At 68.7% G+C, this 13918-nt stretch carries 15 protein-coding genes, 1 other RNA gene and 1 pseudogene; 2 read left to right on the forward strand and 15 right to left on the reverse strand.

Annotation, left to right across the window (positions count from 1 at the left end):
- Positions 1 to 147: 147 nt before the first annotated feature.
- From rnpB to O5I81_RS14750, 10 genes are all read right to left on the reverse strand, one after another.
- Positions 148 to 545, reverse strand: an RNA gene (rnpB, locus tag O5I81_RS14705) — RNase P RNA component class A.
- A gap of 35 nt (positions 546 to 580) precedes the next feature.
- Positions 581 to 1066, reverse strand: a complete 486-nt coding sequence (locus O5I81_RS14710) for a sterol desaturase family protein (RefSeq protein ID WP_271065607.1) — start codon at positions 1064 to 1066, stop codon at positions 581 to 583.
- Positions 1063 to 2268 (reverse strand): ABC transporter permease, encoded by a 1206-nt coding sequence (locus tag O5I81_RS14715; protein ID WP_271065608.1) that lies wholly within the window; start codon positions 2266 to 2268, stop codon positions 1063 to 1065. Before O5I81_RS14715 ends, O5I81_RS14710 begins: the two co-directional genes overlap by 4 nt.
- The gene (locus O5I81_RS14720) at positions 2265 to 3209 is read right to left on the reverse strand and encodes an ABC transporter ATP-binding protein (RefSeq protein WP_271065609.1); all 945 of its coding nucleotides are present in this window, start codon (positions 3207 to 3209) and stop codon (positions 2265 to 2267) included. Before O5I81_RS14720 ends, O5I81_RS14715 begins: the two co-directional genes overlap by 4 nt.
- Positions 3206 to 4093: a polyprenyl synthetase family protein gene (locus O5I81_RS14725; protein WP_271065610.1), complete on the reverse strand. Its 888-nt coding sequence runs from the start codon at positions 4091 to 4093 to the stop codon at positions 3206 to 3208. The genes O5I81_RS14720 and O5I81_RS14725 overlap by 4 nt, the downstream gene beginning before the upstream one ends.
- Positions 4094 to 4189: 96 nt before the next feature.
- A complete protein-coding gene (locus O5I81_RS14730) occupies positions 4190 to 4810 on the reverse strand; it encodes a class I SAM-dependent methyltransferase (RefSeq protein WP_271065611.1) in 621 nt (206 codons plus the stop codon).
- On the reverse strand, positions 4807 to 5262 hold the full coding sequence (locus tag O5I81_RS14735; RefSeq protein WP_271065612.1) for a hypothetical protein: 456 nt from the start codon (positions 5260 to 5262) through the stop codon (positions 4807 to 4809). The genes O5I81_RS14730 and O5I81_RS14735 overlap by 4 nt, the downstream gene beginning before the upstream one ends.
- 17 nt (positions 5263 to 5279) lie before the next feature.
- Entirely contained in the window at positions 5280 to 5726 is a 447-nt protein-coding gene (locus tag O5I81_RS14740; RefSeq protein WP_271065613.1) for an NUDIX domain-containing protein, read from the reverse strand.
- Positions 5726 to 6739, reverse strand: a complete 1014-nt coding sequence (locus O5I81_RS14745) for a S1/P1 Nuclease (protein WP_271065614.1) — start codon at positions 6737 to 6739, stop codon at positions 5726 to 5728. Before O5I81_RS14745 ends, O5I81_RS14740 begins: the two co-directional genes overlap by 1 nt.
- A gap of 274 nt (positions 6740 to 7013) precedes the next feature.
- Positions 7014 to 7598, reverse strand: coding sequence for a glutathione S-transferase family protein (locus O5I81_RS14750; RefSeq protein WP_271065615.1), 585 nt, complete (start codon positions 7596 to 7598; stop codon positions 7014 to 7016).
- 271 nt (positions 7599 to 7869) lie between these two features.
- Here O5I81_RS14750 and O5I81_RS14755 point away from each other — a divergent pair, with 271 nt between their 5' ends.
- The gene (locus O5I81_RS14755) at positions 7870 to 8316 is read left to right on the forward strand and encodes a 3D domain-containing protein (RefSeq protein ID WP_271065616.1); all 447 of its coding nucleotides are present in this window, start codon (positions 7870 to 7872) and stop codon (positions 8314 to 8316) included.
- Positions 8317 to 8512: 196 nt separating this feature from the next.
- Here O5I81_RS14755 and O5I81_RS14760 read toward each other — a convergent pair whose 3' ends face one another.
- The 5 genes and pseudogenes from O5I81_RS14760 to cobA form a co-directional block, all read right to left on the reverse strand.
- Positions 8513 to 9250 (reverse strand): phosphoadenylyl-sulfate reductase, encoded by a 738-nt coding sequence (locus O5I81_RS14760; RefSeq protein ID WP_271065617.1) that lies wholly within the window; start codon positions 9248 to 9250, stop codon positions 8513 to 8515.
- Positions 9250 to 9747, reverse strand: coding sequence for a DUF934 domain-containing protein (locus O5I81_RS14765; protein WP_271065618.1), 498 nt, complete (start codon positions 9745 to 9747; stop codon positions 9250 to 9252). Before O5I81_RS14765 ends, O5I81_RS14760 begins: the two co-directional genes overlap by 1 nt.
- A complete protein-coding gene (locus tag O5I81_RS14770) occupies positions 9731 to 11386 on the reverse strand; it encodes a nitrite/sulfite reductase (RefSeq protein WP_271065619.1) in 1656 nt (551 codons plus the stop codon). Before O5I81_RS14770 ends, O5I81_RS14765 begins: the two co-directional genes overlap by 17 nt.
- 4 nt (positions 11387 to 11390) lie before the next feature.
- Entirely contained in the window at positions 11391 to 11747 is a 357-nt protein-coding gene (locus O5I81_RS14775) for a DUF2849 domain-containing protein (RefSeq protein ID WP_271065620.1), read from the reverse strand.
- Positions 11748 to 11977: 230 nt separating this feature from the next.
- Positions 11978 to 12775, reverse strand: a pseudogene (cobA, locus tag O5I81_RS14780) (uroporphyrinogen-III C-methyltransferase); the annotation flags it as partial.
- Positions 12776 to 12953: 178 nt separating this feature from the next.
- Here cobA and gcvA point away from each other — a divergent pair.
- Entirely contained in the window at positions 12954 to 13913 is a 960-nt protein-coding gene (gene gcvA, locus O5I81_RS14785; protein WP_271065621.1) for a transcriptional regulator GcvA, read from the forward strand.
- The last annotated feature ends 5 nt before the right edge of the window (positions 13914 to 13918 follow it).

Consider the following 13918-nt stretch of genomic DNA (forward strand, 5'->3'; position numbering starts at 1 on the left):
GGACGGAATGCCTCAATGCTAGATTCAGTGTGGATTCAACGGCAGTTTTCCGTGGTTTGGTTAATGAAACCGAACGATTCACAGAACATACATGGAACGCGTTAAGTAATACGGGGATAAGCCGGTTCTGGTTCGTGGGGAGGAAAGCGGATCAGATGGCCTGTAAGCCGGGTTCTGTCCCGGCCGCGAACGGCCGGTGACGATCATTCCTCTGGACCGCCCCTCGCGGGACGGTTCTCGCGACCAACCCGGACGCCTCGGACCGGTGACGGTCCTGCCTGAAGTATCGACCCGAGGATCGACTTATCAGGCGCGGAATCCCTATTCGGTCTTGCTCCAGGCGGGGCTTGCCGTGCCAGGACTGTTACCAGCCCCGCGGTGGGCTCTTACCCCACCCTTTCACCCTCACCTCCCCGGAGGGAGGCAGTTTGCTCTCTGTGGCGCTATCCCTGGGGTCGCCCCCGGCGGGCGTTACCCGCCGCCTTGTCACCGTGGAGCCCGGACTTTCCTCGACGCTTGCGCGCCGCGATCGCCCGGCCATCTGATCCGGGCGGAGGAATGGGCGTCCTGACGCCTGGGGTCAACCCTCGTCGGCCGCGACACCCTGGGCGGCCAGCTGCGCCTTCAGCTTGCGGACGTCCGGCGCCATCAGGAAGCCGAAGGAGACGCCGCCTTCCTTGGTGTGGATGGCGTGATGGAACCGATGAGCCTGGATCAGCCGCTTCCAGTAGGCGCTCCTGGCCTTGGGCATCGGGAAGCGGCGGTGGACGAGGCCGTCGTGGAACAGGAAGTAGATGGCCCCGTAGGTGGTGATGCCGCAGCCGACCGGCAGCAGCCAGGGGATGCCATGGACGCCCAGGTAGATGCCGACGATGGCCGGGGCGGCGAAGACCACGGCGAAGAGGTCGTTCAGCTCGAAGTTGCCGGTGCGCGGCTCATGGTGCGACTTGTGCCAGACCCAGCCCCAGCCGTGCATGACGTACCGATGCATGACCCAGGCGAAGCCTTCCATGAAGACCACGGAGCCGAGGTAGAGGGCGATAAAGGTCAGGACCTGAAAGATCATCGGCGCACCAGGCGGGCCATCACATGAGCCAGCATCAGCCCCGCCAGGCCGACGCCAACCAACACCCCCCAGGCAGGATACAGGGAAGTCCACTCCGCGTCTCGCCAAAGCAGGGCCTGATAGGCGTCGATGGCCCAGGCGTGGGGGGTGAAGAAGCCCAGGGTCTGCAGCCAGGGCGGCATCAGGAAGCGGGGCACCATGCTGCCGCCGACCGCCGCCAGGATGAGAATGAGGAAGGTGGAGACAAGCTGCGCCTGGTCCCGGGTCTGGGTCAGGGAGACGATGCCAAGCGCCATGCCGCCGGCGCAGACGCCGACGCAGACGCTGGTCGCCAGCCAGGGCAGCAGATGACTGCGCACCTGGGTGTCGTAGAGCAGCTGGGCGACCAGGAAGATGGCGGCGGCCTGAAGGACCGTCTGCAGGACGATGAACAGGAACTTGCCGTTCAGGGCCGGGACCATGCCGGCGGCGCCGGCCAGGATGCGGTCGGCGACGCCGGCGCGGCGCTCCTCGATCAGGGTCATGGCGGCGTTCACGGCCGAGAACAGGGCGAAGAGGATGGTCACGGCGCCCGCGTAGTAGGTGATGGCGCCGCGGCTCTTGCCGCCCCCGGAAATGGCCTCGGTGGCGAACATGTCCTGGGCGGCCGGGACGGCGCGGCCGGCCTTGGCGTCGTCATGGACCTTGTCGACGATGGCCTCGGCCTGGGACTTCTGGCCGGGCGAGAGGGGGGCATAGGCCGGCTCGACCATGCCGAGGGCCTTCTCCAGCATGATGTCGGGCAGGCGCTCGCTGAGCGCGGCCTGGATGCGGCCCCGGGTCATAGGCGCGGCCATGGCGCGGGTGGTGTCGGTGACGATCAGGAAGGGGGTCCCCGCCCCGGCCGGGTCGGACAGGATGATCAGGCCGGCGTCGGCCTTGCCGGCCCGGACCTGACGGCGGACCGTCTTGGCGGTGTTTGGGTCGGCGCTCAGGGCCCGCAGGTGGCCGTCCTGCAGCAGGGCCTCGACCAGGCGACCCGAGGCGGGCGTCCGGGCCTGGTCGGCGATGACCAGCTTCAGCTTGATGTTCTCGCCCGTCGAGCCGGCGAACACCGTGGCGAAGATCACGAAGACCAGCGGCGGCAGCAGGAAGGTCATGGCCAGGGCGCCGCGATCGCGCAGCAGCCGGAGCAGCATCACCCGGAACATCGCGAACATCATGCGGCGTCTTGCCAATCCGCGACGAGGCTGAAGAGGTTGTGCAGGGACGGCTGGCGCACGCGGATTTCGCGCGGCGTGACGCCGGCCATGCGCAGGTTGCCGTCCAGCCGGCCGGCCGTGGCGTAGCCGCCGGCGTCCAGCATGGTCCAGAGATTGGTCTTGCCGCGCCGTTCGAGGCCGGCGGCGGTCAGGATGATCTCGTCGTTGCTGTCGGGGTCCTCGTCGAGTTGGACGAGAATTTCGAGCTCTTCGCCGAAGGCCTGGGTGATCAGGTGGCGGGGCGAGCCCTCCATGACCTTCCGCCCCTCGCGCAGGAAGCCGACGCGGTCGGCGAGGTCGCCGGCCTGGTCGAGGTCGTGGGTGATCATCAGCACGGAGACGCCGGTGTCGCGCAGATCGCGGATGACGCCGTCCAGCGCCTCGCGGGCCTCGGGGTCGACCCCGACCATCGGCTCGTCGAGAACCAGCAGGCGGGGACTGTGGAGGGTGGCGCAGGCGATGTTGACCCGTCGGCGGAAGCCGCCCGACAGGCGGCCGATGGGCTCGTTCTCGCGCTCGGCGATCCGGCAGAGATGGATGGCGCGGGCCACGGCGTCGCGCAGGAGCTTGCCCTTGACCCCGGCCAGGCGGCCGAACGTCTCGAGGTTCTCGCGCACGGTCATGTGGTTGTAGAGGGCGATGTCCTGCGGAACGAGCCCCAGCGCCGCGCGGCAGACCGGCGTGGACCAGGGGTTCTGTCCCTCCAGGGCGATGTCGCCCTTGGAGAGTTTCATGCGACCGCAGATGGCGTGGATCAGGGTGGTCTTGCCGGCCCCGTTGGGACCCAGCAGGGCGTAGATCTCGCCCGGGCGCAGGGTCAGGTCGATGCCGCGCAGGATCTTGCGCCGGCCGTAGCTGAGTTCGGCGCCCCAGACATTGAGGATGGGCCGGCTTTCGGTCACGCGGCGACCTTGCGAGGGCCGAAGAGAGCCGATGCATAGCGCCAGGCATGGTCGCCGCAGCGGGCCTCGGCCAGGGCGTCCCGGGCGGCGTCGAGGTAGCCCTGCATGGCCTGGCGGGCTCCGGCGAGCCCGAGGCTGGTGACCAGGGTCGGCATGCCGGCGTCCTTGCCGAGATCCTTGCCTTCGGAGGCGGTTCCCTCGGCGTCGAGGATGTCGTCGCGGATCTGGAAGGCGAGACCGAGGCGGCGGGCGAACTCGCCGATGGCCGCCAGACGGGTTCCGTCGGCGCCGGCGATCAGGGCGCCGGCCTGGGCCGGGGCGACCAGCAGGACGCCGGTCTTCTGGTGATTGAGCAGGTCGATCTCGTCGTTGCTCAGGGTCTTGCCGCGGCGGTCGAGGTCGCGGGCCTGGCCGGCGACGAGGCCGCGGAAGCCGACGCATTCGGAGAGGCGGGCCATCAGCTCGACCTTGATCGCGTCGGTCAGGCCGGCGTCGTCCGCAATGACGCCAAAGGCGCGGTTGAGCAGGGCGACGGCGGCGAGGATGGCGTTGGCCTCGTTGAAGGCCCGGTGGGTGGTGGCGACGCCGCGGCGCAGGCTGGCGTCGTCCATCGACGGCAGGTCGTCGAGAATCAGCGACGCGGTGTGCACCATCTCGAAGGCGCAGGCGGCGTCGATGGCGGAGCCGTCGATGGCTCCGAAGTCGCGGGCGACCAGGATGGCCAACATGGGCCGGAAGCGCTTGCCGGGCGCGAGGACGGCGTAGCGGGCCGCGCCGATCAGGCCGGCCGGGGCCTGACCGTCAGGCGGCAATAGCTGGACCAGGCGCCGCTCGACGAGCCCCCGGGTCTGCTCGAGCCCATTGAAGAAGGCCGCATCATCCATTCCGCTGGCCTTGAACCCCGTCTCGCCCCCGAAGCAGGCGGGACGAGTTTTGAACGTCGGTATGGAGAGCGTCAACGCGTCAGTTGACCATAAGCGTCAGGCTCTGGCCTCGCCCCATTCGTTCCAGCCGACCGACCTGGGCGTGCTGGGCAGGTACATGCTGTTCAGATCGGTGAGGGCGAAGCCGGCGGCGGTGATGGTGGCTCCGACCGGGCGGGTCAGGTGGCAGCCGCCGGCCAGACGCTTCCACAGGGGCTCGATGAAGGCCTGCCAGCGGGCCACCTTTGGATCGGGGGCCAGGCCGTGCTCGCAGAACAGGAAGCGGCCGCCGGGCTTGAGCACCCGCCTGGCCTCGGCCAGGGCGGCCGGGGGCGAGGCGACGCTGCAGAGGGTGAAGGTGCAGACCACGCAGTCGAAACTGGCGTCGCCGAAGGGGAGCGCCTCAGCCGTTCCGTCCTGGATATCGACCTTGAGGCCATCGGCCCGTGGGGCCTTGGCGGCGATGGCGCGGAGTTCCGCCGAGGGATCGACCCCCGAGACGCTGGTCACCTGGGCGGCGTCGTAATGGATCAGGTTCATGCCGCCGCCGATGCCGAGCTCCAGCACCTTGCCGGCCGCCTTCGGCACGACCTTGCGGCGCTGATAGGTGATCGGCTTCGCCCCGCAGGCGCAGCCGATCAGCCGGGGCATGATGTGGCGGTCGTAGAAGCTGGTCATCGGCGGGAAGCCTCCAGGCGGGACTGCATCAGGGCGGCGAGTTCGGCGGCGGGCATCAGCCAACGATCGGAAAAGCTGTCCGAATACCGCTCAGCGCCGGCGGCATCCGGCTCCGCGGCGTAGATCCAGCCAACGCGGTCCTTCTTCCGGTTTCCGGCCGGGACCACATGGAAAGCTTCAATGTCGGCCCAGTGGTAGCGGTCGGCTATGCCGAACAGGCTCGTCTCAGCGAAGCCCTCGTCGTCGAGCTTCAGGCGGTCCGGAAATAGAACGGACAAGGCGCCGACCACAGCGAAGACGCCCCACATGCAGGTGATCAGCACCACGAACACGCGCTCGAGGACAGACGTGTCAGGCTCGGTGAACTTCAAGAACCCAAGGGCGAACAACGCCAGGCTGACGACCAGAGAGAAGATCGACGACTTGGTTCGCGGGGCGCGGATTGTTGTCATGCCGGCAGACTGTCGGACTAGGCGCGGCTCCGCAACCACCGCGCCACCGCCCAGGCGTGGCTCTCGTGGCGCAGCCTGAGCACGGCCTCCTGGGGATCGAGCCAGACCAGGGTGTGATCGTCCTCGACCTTGAGGGCGACGTTCTCGCCGGTCAGGTGGGCGTGGTAGACGCCGCCTTCGTTCTCGACCGGCTCGCCGTCGCTCTTGAGGAACAGCTGGCTGGCGCGGACGATGAGGGCGGCGGGCTCGACGATCAGGCCGGTTTCCTCGCCGAACTCGCGGATCAGGGCCTCCGCCTCGCTTTCCATGCCGTCGACGGCGCCGCCGGGCAGGTCGTGGTAGCTGCGGTCATCGGGACGGGTGACGTGGACGCAGGCGATCAGCCCGTCCCGCTCACAGACGCCGAAGGCGGCGGGACGCAGGCGGTAGGCCTTCTCCGGGTCGCGGAGGCCGAACTCCAGCATCAGTCCTTGCCCAGCAGCGGCACCCAGGGATCGGTCTTGCCGGCGACCACGTCCTCGACAGCGACGGCGGGCCAGCCGATCTTGCCGGTGGCGCTCTCACGCCAGGCCATGACCACCATGTCGCGCAGTTCCCCGGCCCCGGAGCCGATCAGGTCGGTGGCGAAAGCGACGGCCTTGGGGTCATTGGTCTTGAAGGCGTTCTCGCCCCACAGGGCATAGAGCGGTTCGGTCTCGGCGTTGGTCTTGCCGAGGTAGGCCACCGTGCGCTGCTCGATGGTGCAGGCGCAGTCGCGCGGGGCCGGCCGGGCGGCGCGGGCCCCGGCAAGGGTGACGCTGCGGGCCACGAACTCGCCCTCGAAGGCGCTGTGCAGGCGGTCGTTGCTGTAGCCCTTGGGGTTGGGGAAATCGCCCCAGCCGTTGTAGTGGATCGAGGTGTGCAGCGGTTGCGAGCCATCGCCGACGTAGTGGGCGAATTCGCCCAGATCGCGCAGGATCAGCTGTTCGCGGCGCAGGCGGTCGGCCTTGTACCAAGCCTTCTGGGGGCCCTTGGCGCGCTTCTCCATGGCGGTCAGGACGCGCCAGTAGCGGAAATCCTGGGTCAGCTGCTGGTAGCCGTCGATGATCGAATACTGCAGCCAGCCGGCCTTCCAGCCGTCGAGTCCCTTTTCCTGCAGGGCCTTTTCGTATTCGGCGCGGGTCGGCTTGAGATCGGCCAGCGGCATGACGCCGAACACCAGGCCGTTGTCATCGATGTCGATGAAGTGGGCGCCCTCGCGGTCGCTGTCATGCAGCTTGCCGGCGCCCTTCCAGCGGTCGGGCTCGCGGGCCAGCTCGCCCATGGCGGCGACCGCCTTGGGACCGCGCAGGAAGGCGGGAACTTCGGCCGGCAGGGCCTCGATGGCCAGCTGACCGATCAGGCGGTGGCCGCTGGCGCCCCAGGCCAGGGCCTGGGTGACGACGAGGCCGCCCAGCACGGCGGCGGCGGCGAGGGCGATCAGGGGACGGTGACGCAAGGGACGTGAACTCCGGATGGGGGGCGGACCCTAGGCGGTAAGCGGCGGCCTGAAAATGGCGGGGCCTTATCGAAGCGGCGGAGCATTATAGCACTTGAGGGGCCGGGAAAGACGAGAAGGGCCTCAAGGCGTGAATTTTCCTCGGGATTTCCGTCGGTTAGGCGTGATGGGCCTGCCGGTGTCCTGACGGGCTTCAGGCAGGACCGCGTGGGTGGCGGCGACGGGTTTTCGTGGGTGGTGGCACCGGTTCGGCGCGGCGAGGCGTACCGGCCCCCTAGATGCCGAGCGCCGATTCCACCCGGCCGACCCAGGCCTTCGTCGCCGGATAGTTGGAGAGATCAAAACCGCCCTCGTGGGCGACGCGGGTGTAGGCGACCAGGGCGATGTCGGCGAGGGTCAGGTGGTGACCAACGAGGAAGGGCGAGGCCTCCAGGGCCATCTCCAGACGGGCCAGAGCCGCCTTGCCGCGCTCGACGATTTTCGGGTCCAGATCGGAGGCCGCCTTGCCCAGATAGGCCATCTGGAAGCGGGCGACGGCGACATAGGGCTCATGACTGTACTGCTCCCAGAACAGCCACTCGAACATCTTGGCGCGCTCGTACGAGTCCTTGGGGACAAGGTCAGTCCCTTCAGCAAGGTGAAGTATAATCGCGTTGCTTTGCGCTAAAGCGCGACCATCCTCCAGGACAACCAGAGGAACCTGACCGGCCGGGTTGCGCGCCATGAAATCAGGGGTGCGACTTTCGCCCTTGAGGATGTCGGTTTCGACCCAGCGATACGGCGTGCCGATTCGGTCCGCCGTCCACTTTACCTTCAGACAATTGCCACTGATGCTGTCGCCGAACACAGTGATACTCATGGTTTTTCTCTCTGCGGGACTGACTGGGGTTGCCTTTTAGGCGAGTGGCCGCTACCTAGCCCCGACCTGTCGTCGAGAAACAAAGGGGGGACCGCTGTTGAAGCGTACCTCAACATGCCTCGCCGCACTGGCTTTTATGCTGGTTGCAAACTCTTCGTCCGCCCAGACCCTCAAGGGGATTCCGGGCAGCGCAAACGGCGATCCCATCGGGGATCTTATCGCGCGGATCAACACCGAGAGCCCCACCCCTACAGCGGGACTCCGTGGAACGATGTCGCCCATTCCGGACGATGCGATCCTGCCTGCCGACAACGCGGGTGAGGCCAAAACCGTTCCCGGCGAGGCCGACTGGAACATGCGCGTGACGCTGTACCACTCGGGCGGCGGCGGCGCGGGGGCCCGCGACTCGCTGGGTTGCCCCGTGGTGGCCATGCGCACGGCGGCGACCGACCCGCGCGTCGCGCCCAAACGCTCGATCATCTTCATTCCGGAAACGGTTGGCCTGCGGATGCCCGACGGCGGCGTTCATGACGGCTACTGGTATGTCTCCGACACCGGCGGCGGCGTGCGTGGCAGCCATGTCGACCTGTTCACCGGCCACGGCCGGGGATCGATGGGCCCGCTGATGAAGATCAACACCCGCACGGTGCAGGTCATGAAGGCCGGCACCTTCACGGGTTGCCCGAAGTCCGGCCAGCGGATCGCGGCGACGCGGTAGGGGCAGCGCCCCTGCCCCCACCTCCACCGTCATCCTCGGGCTTGTCCCGAGGACCCATGGTTCAGCTTTCGCGAAACGTTGCATGGCGGGCTCCGACGGGGCGGCGTCAGGACGTCTGACGTTCGTGCGGCGGATGAATGGGTCCTCGGGACAAGCCCGAGGATGACGGCGGTGCGGTGGCGAGAGCGGCGCGCGCTCAGATATCCCCGCCCACATTCGTCGGCGCGACATGCGCCCGGGCGACGTGGATGCCGCATTCGGTCTTGTCCTGGCCCGCCCAGCGGCCGGCGCGGACGTCGGCGCCCTCTTCCACCGGGCTGGTGCAGGGCCAGCAGCCGATCGAAGGGAAGCCCTGCGCCACCAGCGGGTGGGCCGGCAAGTCGTGCCGGGCGACGTAGGCGTCGAGCTCTTCCTTGCCCCAGTTGGCCAGGGGGTTGAACTTGACCTGGTGGTCGGCCTGTTCGACCACCGCCAGGCGCAGGCGGTCGCCGCCGTGGAAGCGCTTGCGGCCGGTCAGCCAGCCGTCGAAACCCTCCAGAGCACGGTCGAGCGGCAGCACCTTGCGGATGTTGCAGCAGGCGTCGGTGTCGGTCTTCCAGAGGTTGGCGTCGGGGTCGCCGACGGCGAGGTCCTGGAAGCGCGGGCGCAGGTCGCGCACGTCGGTCAGGCCAAGCTTCGACGCCAGCTGGCGGCGGTAGTCGAGGGTCTGGCCGAACAGCATGCCGGTGTCGAGGAAGAGGACGGGGATGTCCCGCTTCACCTGGGCGGCGAGGTGGAGCAGCACGGCGCTCTCGGCCCCGAAGGACGAGACGAGGGCCAGGCGCTCGCCGAAGGTGGCCACGGCGGCCTCGATGATGGTGGTCGGATGAGCGCTGCGCAGCTCCGCGTCCAACAGGGCCGCGGAGGTCGGGCGCTCGAGTTGGTCGAAGGCCATCAGCCCCTCTCCTCGAAGGCCGGCGGGCGGTGGTCGGCCGCGCGCTGGTACACATGCCGGAAGAGGCCGGCGGCCTTGGCCCATTGTTCTGGTGTGGCGCCGTCGGCGGGCGCGAAGCTGTCGAACCCGGTGCGGACCATGAAGTTGGCCTGTTGCAGCAGGACATCGCCGACCGCCCTCACCTCGCAGGCATAGCCGAAGCGCTCGCGCAGCAGGGTGGCGGTGGTGAAGGTGCGGCCGTCGCGGAACTTCGGGAAGACCACGGCGACGAGGGCCAGGCGCGGCAGGTCGTAGGCCAGGTCCTCGACCGCTTCGTCGGTCTGCAGCCGGACGCCGACGGCGCGGTTGCCGGTGACCAAAGCGTCGCCCTCAGCCTGAAAGCGGGCCAGGCTGAGAATGACGGGACCCTCGGGAATGGCGTCCTCGTCGGCGACGTCGGTGAAGACATCCTCGGCGGCCGAGAATTGGCCGTTCTGGAGCTTAATGAGCGTCGGCATAGACGGCCTCCTTGAACGGAGCCATGCCGGCGCGGCGGAAGGTGTCGAGGAAGCGCTCGTCCTTCTGGCGCAGGCCCAGGTAGGTCTCGACCAGCTTGTCGACGGCGTCGGCCACCTTGTCGGCCGGCAGGGCCGGACCGAGGATCGAGGCAAGCGAAGCGTCTTCCGCGCCCGAGCCACCGAGGCTGAGCTGGTAGAATTCCTCGCCCTTCTTGTCGACGCCGAGCACGCCGATGTGGCCGACGTGGTGGTGGCCGCAGGCGTTGATGCAGCCGCTGATCTTGATCTTCAGCTCACCGATGTCCTCGGCCCGGTCGGCGTCGGCGAAGCGGTCCTGGATCGACTGGGCGACCGGGATGGCCCGCGCATTCGCAAGAGCGCAGTAGTCGAGGCCCGGGCAGGCGATGATGTCGCTGATCAGGCTGATGTTGGAGGTGGCCAGACCGACCGACTGCAGGGCGCGGTGGACGGCGGGGACGTCGTCCAGCTTCACATGCGGCAGGACGAGGTTCTGCTCGTGGGTGGCGCGGATATCGCCCAGGCCATAGCGTTCGGCCAGGTCGGCGACCGCCTCCATCTGCTCGGCCGAGGCGTCGCCGGGAGTGGCGCCGGGGGCCTTCAGGCTGATCTCGACGATAGCGTAGCCGGGCTGCTTGTGGGCCTTGACGTTGTTGCGCACGAAACGGGCGAAGGCCCGGTCGGAGGCCTGCTCGGCGTCGAAGACATCCGACTTCGGCGGCAGGGTTTCGAACGGGACCTTGAGGAAGCTGCCCCGGATGCGGGCCAGTTCGGTGTCGGGCAGGTCGCGGCCTTCGCCGATCTTCAGCCACTCCTCCTCGACCTGACGGCCGAACTCCTCGGCGCCGAGGCTGGAGACGAGGATCTTGATGCGGGCCTTGTAGGCGTTGTCGCGGCGGCCGTGGCGGTTGTAGACGCGCAGGACCGCCTCCAGATAGCTGATCAACCGGGCGGCCGGCAGGAACGGCTTGATAGTCGGGGCGAGGTAGGGCGTGCGGCCCTGACCGCCGCCGACCATGACCTCGAAACCGAGGGCGCCGTCGGCGTTGCGAAGGACCTTGAGACCAATGTCATGGGCCCGGGCGGCGGTGCGGTCGGTCTCCGAGGCGGTGACGGCGATCTTGAACTTGCGCGGCAGGTAGCTGAACTCGGGGTGCAGCGTCGACCATTGGCGCAGGACTTCGGACCAGACGCGGGGGTCATCGACCTCCTGCGCCGTGGCGCCGGCGTAGGGGTCCGACGTCACATTGCGGATGCAGTTGCCGCTGGTCTGGATGGCGTGCATCTGCACCCCGGCCAGGTGGTCGAGGATGTCGGGCGTATCGCCCAGCTTGATCCAGTTGAACTGGATGTTCTGGCGGGTGGTGAAGTGGCCATAGCCCTTGTCCCAGGTGCGGGCGATGTGGGCGAAGGCGCGCAGCTGGGTCGGGTTCAGCGAACCGTAGGGGACGGCGACCCGCAGCATGTAGGCGTGAAGCTGCAGGTAGAGGCCGTTCATCAGGCGCAGCGGCTTGAACTGGTCCTCGGTGATGTCGCCGGCCAGGCGGGCGACGACCTGGCCGCGGAACTCGGCGGCGCGGTCTTCGAGGAATTCCTGGTCGATGATGTCGTAGCTGTACATGGGGCTACTTCCTGCGGATCAGATCGACGCGGCCGGTCGAGCGGGCGGCGCCGGTGGCGGCCTGCAGAGCGGCGATGGCGGCGCCGCCCTCGGCCTGCTTGCCGTGGGTGGGTTCGTTGGTGGGGCCCAGCGCGCGGATGCGCTCGCGGTAGCTGACCGGGGCGAGGCCGGCGGGGCCCTCGGCGATGTCGATCAGGTAGGGTTCGACGATGACGGTCGGCTGGCTCTTGGCGACGGCGACGGCGGACTCTCCGGCGTCACCGTCGAAGATGTCGGCGTCGGCGAAGCGCTCGACCCATTGGCCGGCCTGCCAGAAGACAACCTCGCCATCGATCAGGCGGTTGGCGGTGAGGACTTTCATCAAATCCTCCCCTGGCGCGCAGCGACGGGGGAGGGGGACCGCGCGCCGTAGGCGCGTGGTGGAGGGGGCAGCGCCGGCGGTGCGGGTTGACCCTGAAAGCTGTCGTTGGCGGACGCGCCAGAACGCGCGTTTGCCTGAAGGGCCGGCGCTGCCCCCTCCACCACCAGCCCTGAGCCGGGCTGGCGGTCTCCCTCCCCCGCCTCTTCGGGTCGGAGGAGGAACTGGGAGGCGGCCATGGCCATCGCTTCTCCGACCATCAGCAGCGCCGGACCCGACAGGCCGGCGGCCGTCTCGGCCAGCTTACCCAGCGTGGTCGGCAGGCGCTGCTCGTCGGCGCGGCTGGCGTTGACGACGATAAGGGCGGGCGTCGAGGCGGCCCGGCCAGCCGCGGTCAGGCGCTCGGCGATCAGGCCGGCGGTGCTGAGGCCCATGTAGATGACGACGGTCTGGTTGGGGCGGGCCAGGGCCGGCCAGTCGAGATCGGGCTCGCCATGAGCGGCGTGGCCGGTGACGAAGGTGACCGACTGGGCGGCGCCGCGATGGGTCAGCGGGGCGCCGGCCGACGCGCTGGCGGACAGGGCGGCGGTGACGCCGGGAATGACCTGGGCTTCGATGCCGGCGGCGCGGCAGGCGGCCAGCTCCTCGCCGCCACGGCCGAAGATGAAGGGATCGCCGCCCTTGAGGCGAACGACGGTCAGGCCCTGCTCGGCAAGGGCCACAAGCAGCTGGTTGATGTCATCCTGCGGCAGGGTGTGGCGCGACTTGCGCTTGGCGACGTCGATCAGCCGGGCATTGGCGGGGGCCAGATCGAGAATGTCGCTGGACACCAGGCCGTCATGGACGATGACGTCGGCGCTCCCGATGACACGGGCGGCCTTGATGGTCAGCAGGTCGGGGTCGCCCGGGCCCGCGCCGACGAGCCAGACCATTCCAGCCATTGGGCCGGGCCTGGTCGCACGACCGTCCAGCGCGACCAAACCCTTGTTGGGGCGCTTGCTGGCGGGTGCGGGACGGACAGGCCGGGACATGGCGCGATAGCTTCTCTATAAGGGCGGCGAGAGGGTCGAGGCGGGCCGAAAACGACCCGCCCCGCCCGATACCCGATGGCGAAAAGGGCCGTGACGCCATCGGACACTTGCTAACTGGGCTCGCGAAGACCACTTCGCAAACTAGGACTTCTGCCGGGGCGTTCAGGAAAACTTGGGGATGGATACACCCTCTGATCATCGCAGGCGCCTGCCGCCGCTGAACGCCTTGCGGGCGTTCGAGGCGGCCGCGCGGCACCTGAATTTCTCACGCGCGGCCGAGGAGCTGTCGGTGACGCCGGGCGCGGTCAGCCAGCAGATCCAGAACCTGGAAGACTATGTCGGGGCGGCCCTGTTCAAGCGCACGCCCAAGGGCCTGCTCTTGACCGACGCGGCCCAGACCGCCCTGCCCGCCCTGCGCGAGGCCTTCGACCGGCTGGCCGAGGCGGCGAGCCTGCTGACGGCCGCCGTCGATGGCCGGCGCCTGACGCTGACCGCCGCGCCGAGCTTCGCCGCCAAGTGGCTGGTGCCGCGGCTGGGCAAGTTCGAGGAGAAGCACCCGCAGGTCGACGTCTGGCTGTCGGCCGGCATGGAGGTGGTCGACTTCGCCTCCGGGGAAATTGACCTGGCCATCCGTTACGGCGGCGGGCGCTATCCGGGCCTGGAGGTCATCAAGCTGATGACCGAGACGGTGATTCCGGTGGTCAGCCCGGGCCTGCTCAACGAGAACCCGCTCAACGATCCCTCCGACCTCAGCCACCACATCCTGTTGCACGACGGCAGCCCGGACGCCGACGACAGCTGCCCTGATTGGGCCATGTGGCTGGCGGCGCGGGGGATTCGCGGCGTCGACGGCACGCGCGGGCCGCGCTTCAACCAGTCGAGCCTGGTCATCGAGGCGGCGGTCAATGGCCGGGGCGTGGCCCTGGCCAAGCGGACGCTGGCGCAGGCCGATCTCGACGCGGGGCGCCTGGTGACGCCATTACACATCGCCACGGCGGTAGACTTCGCCTATTACGTCGTCCACCCCAAGACCAAGGGACGGCTGCCTCAGGTGAAGGCCTTCGTCTCCTGGCTGATGGAAGAGGCGGCCGCCCACGAAGCCGCCCTCCAGACCCTCGACAACGGCGCAGGTATCTAGAGTTC

The organism is Caulobacter sp. NIBR1757 (assembly GCF_027912495.1).
Lineage (GTDB): Bacteria > Pseudomonadota > Alphaproteobacteria > Caulobacterales > Caulobacteraceae > Caulobacter.

Coding starts and splice junctions, on each gene's coding strand:
- gcvA (WP_271065621.1), top strand. CDS start 12,954: ATGGATACACCCTCTGATCATCGCAGGCGCCTGCCGCCGCTGAACGCC.
- O5I81_RS14760 (WP_271065617.1), bottom strand. CDS start 9,250: ATGGCCTTCGACCAACTCGAGCGCCCGACCTCCGCGGCCCTGTTGGAC.
- O5I81_RS14710 (WP_271065607.1), bottom strand. CDS start 1,066: ATGATCTTTCAGGTCCTGACCTTTATCGCCCTCTACCTCGGCTCCGTG.
- O5I81_RS14775 (WP_271065620.1), bottom strand. CDS start 11,747: ATGAAAGTCCTCACCGCCAACCGCCTGATCGATGGCGAGGTTGTCTTC.
- O5I81_RS14730 (WP_271065611.1), bottom strand. CDS start 4,810: ATGACCAGCTTCTACGACCGCCACATCATGCCCCGGCTGATCGGCTGC.
- O5I81_RS14735 (WP_271065612.1), bottom strand. CDS start 5,262: ATGACAACAATCCGCGCCCCGCGAACCAAGTCGTCGATCTTCTCTCTG.
- O5I81_RS14765 (WP_271065618.1), bottom strand. CDS start 9,747: ATGCCGACGCTCATTAAGCTCCAGAACGGCCAATTCTCGGCCGCCGAG.
- O5I81_RS14715 (WP_271065608.1), bottom strand. CDS start 2,268: ATGATGTTCGCGATGTTCCGGGTGATGCTGCTCCGGCTGCTGCGCGAT.
- O5I81_RS14755 (WP_271065616.1), top strand. CDS start 7,870: ATGTCGCCCATTCCGGACGATGCGATCCTGCCTGCCGACAACGCGGGT.
- O5I81_RS14725 (WP_271065610.1), bottom strand. CDS start 4,093: ATGGATGATGCGGCCTTCTTCAATGGGCTCGAGCAGACCCGGGGGCTC.
- O5I81_RS14750 (WP_271065615.1), bottom strand. CDS start 7,598: ATGAGTATCACTGTGTTCGGCGACAGCATCAGTGGCAATTGTCTGAAG.
- O5I81_RS14740 (WP_271065613.1), bottom strand. CDS start 5,726: ATGCTGGAGTTCGGCCTCCGCGACCCGGAGAAGGCCTACCGCCTGCGT.
- O5I81_RS14770 (WP_271065619.1), bottom strand. CDS start 11,386: ATGTACAGCTACGACATCATCGACCAGGAATTCCTCGAAGACCGCGCC.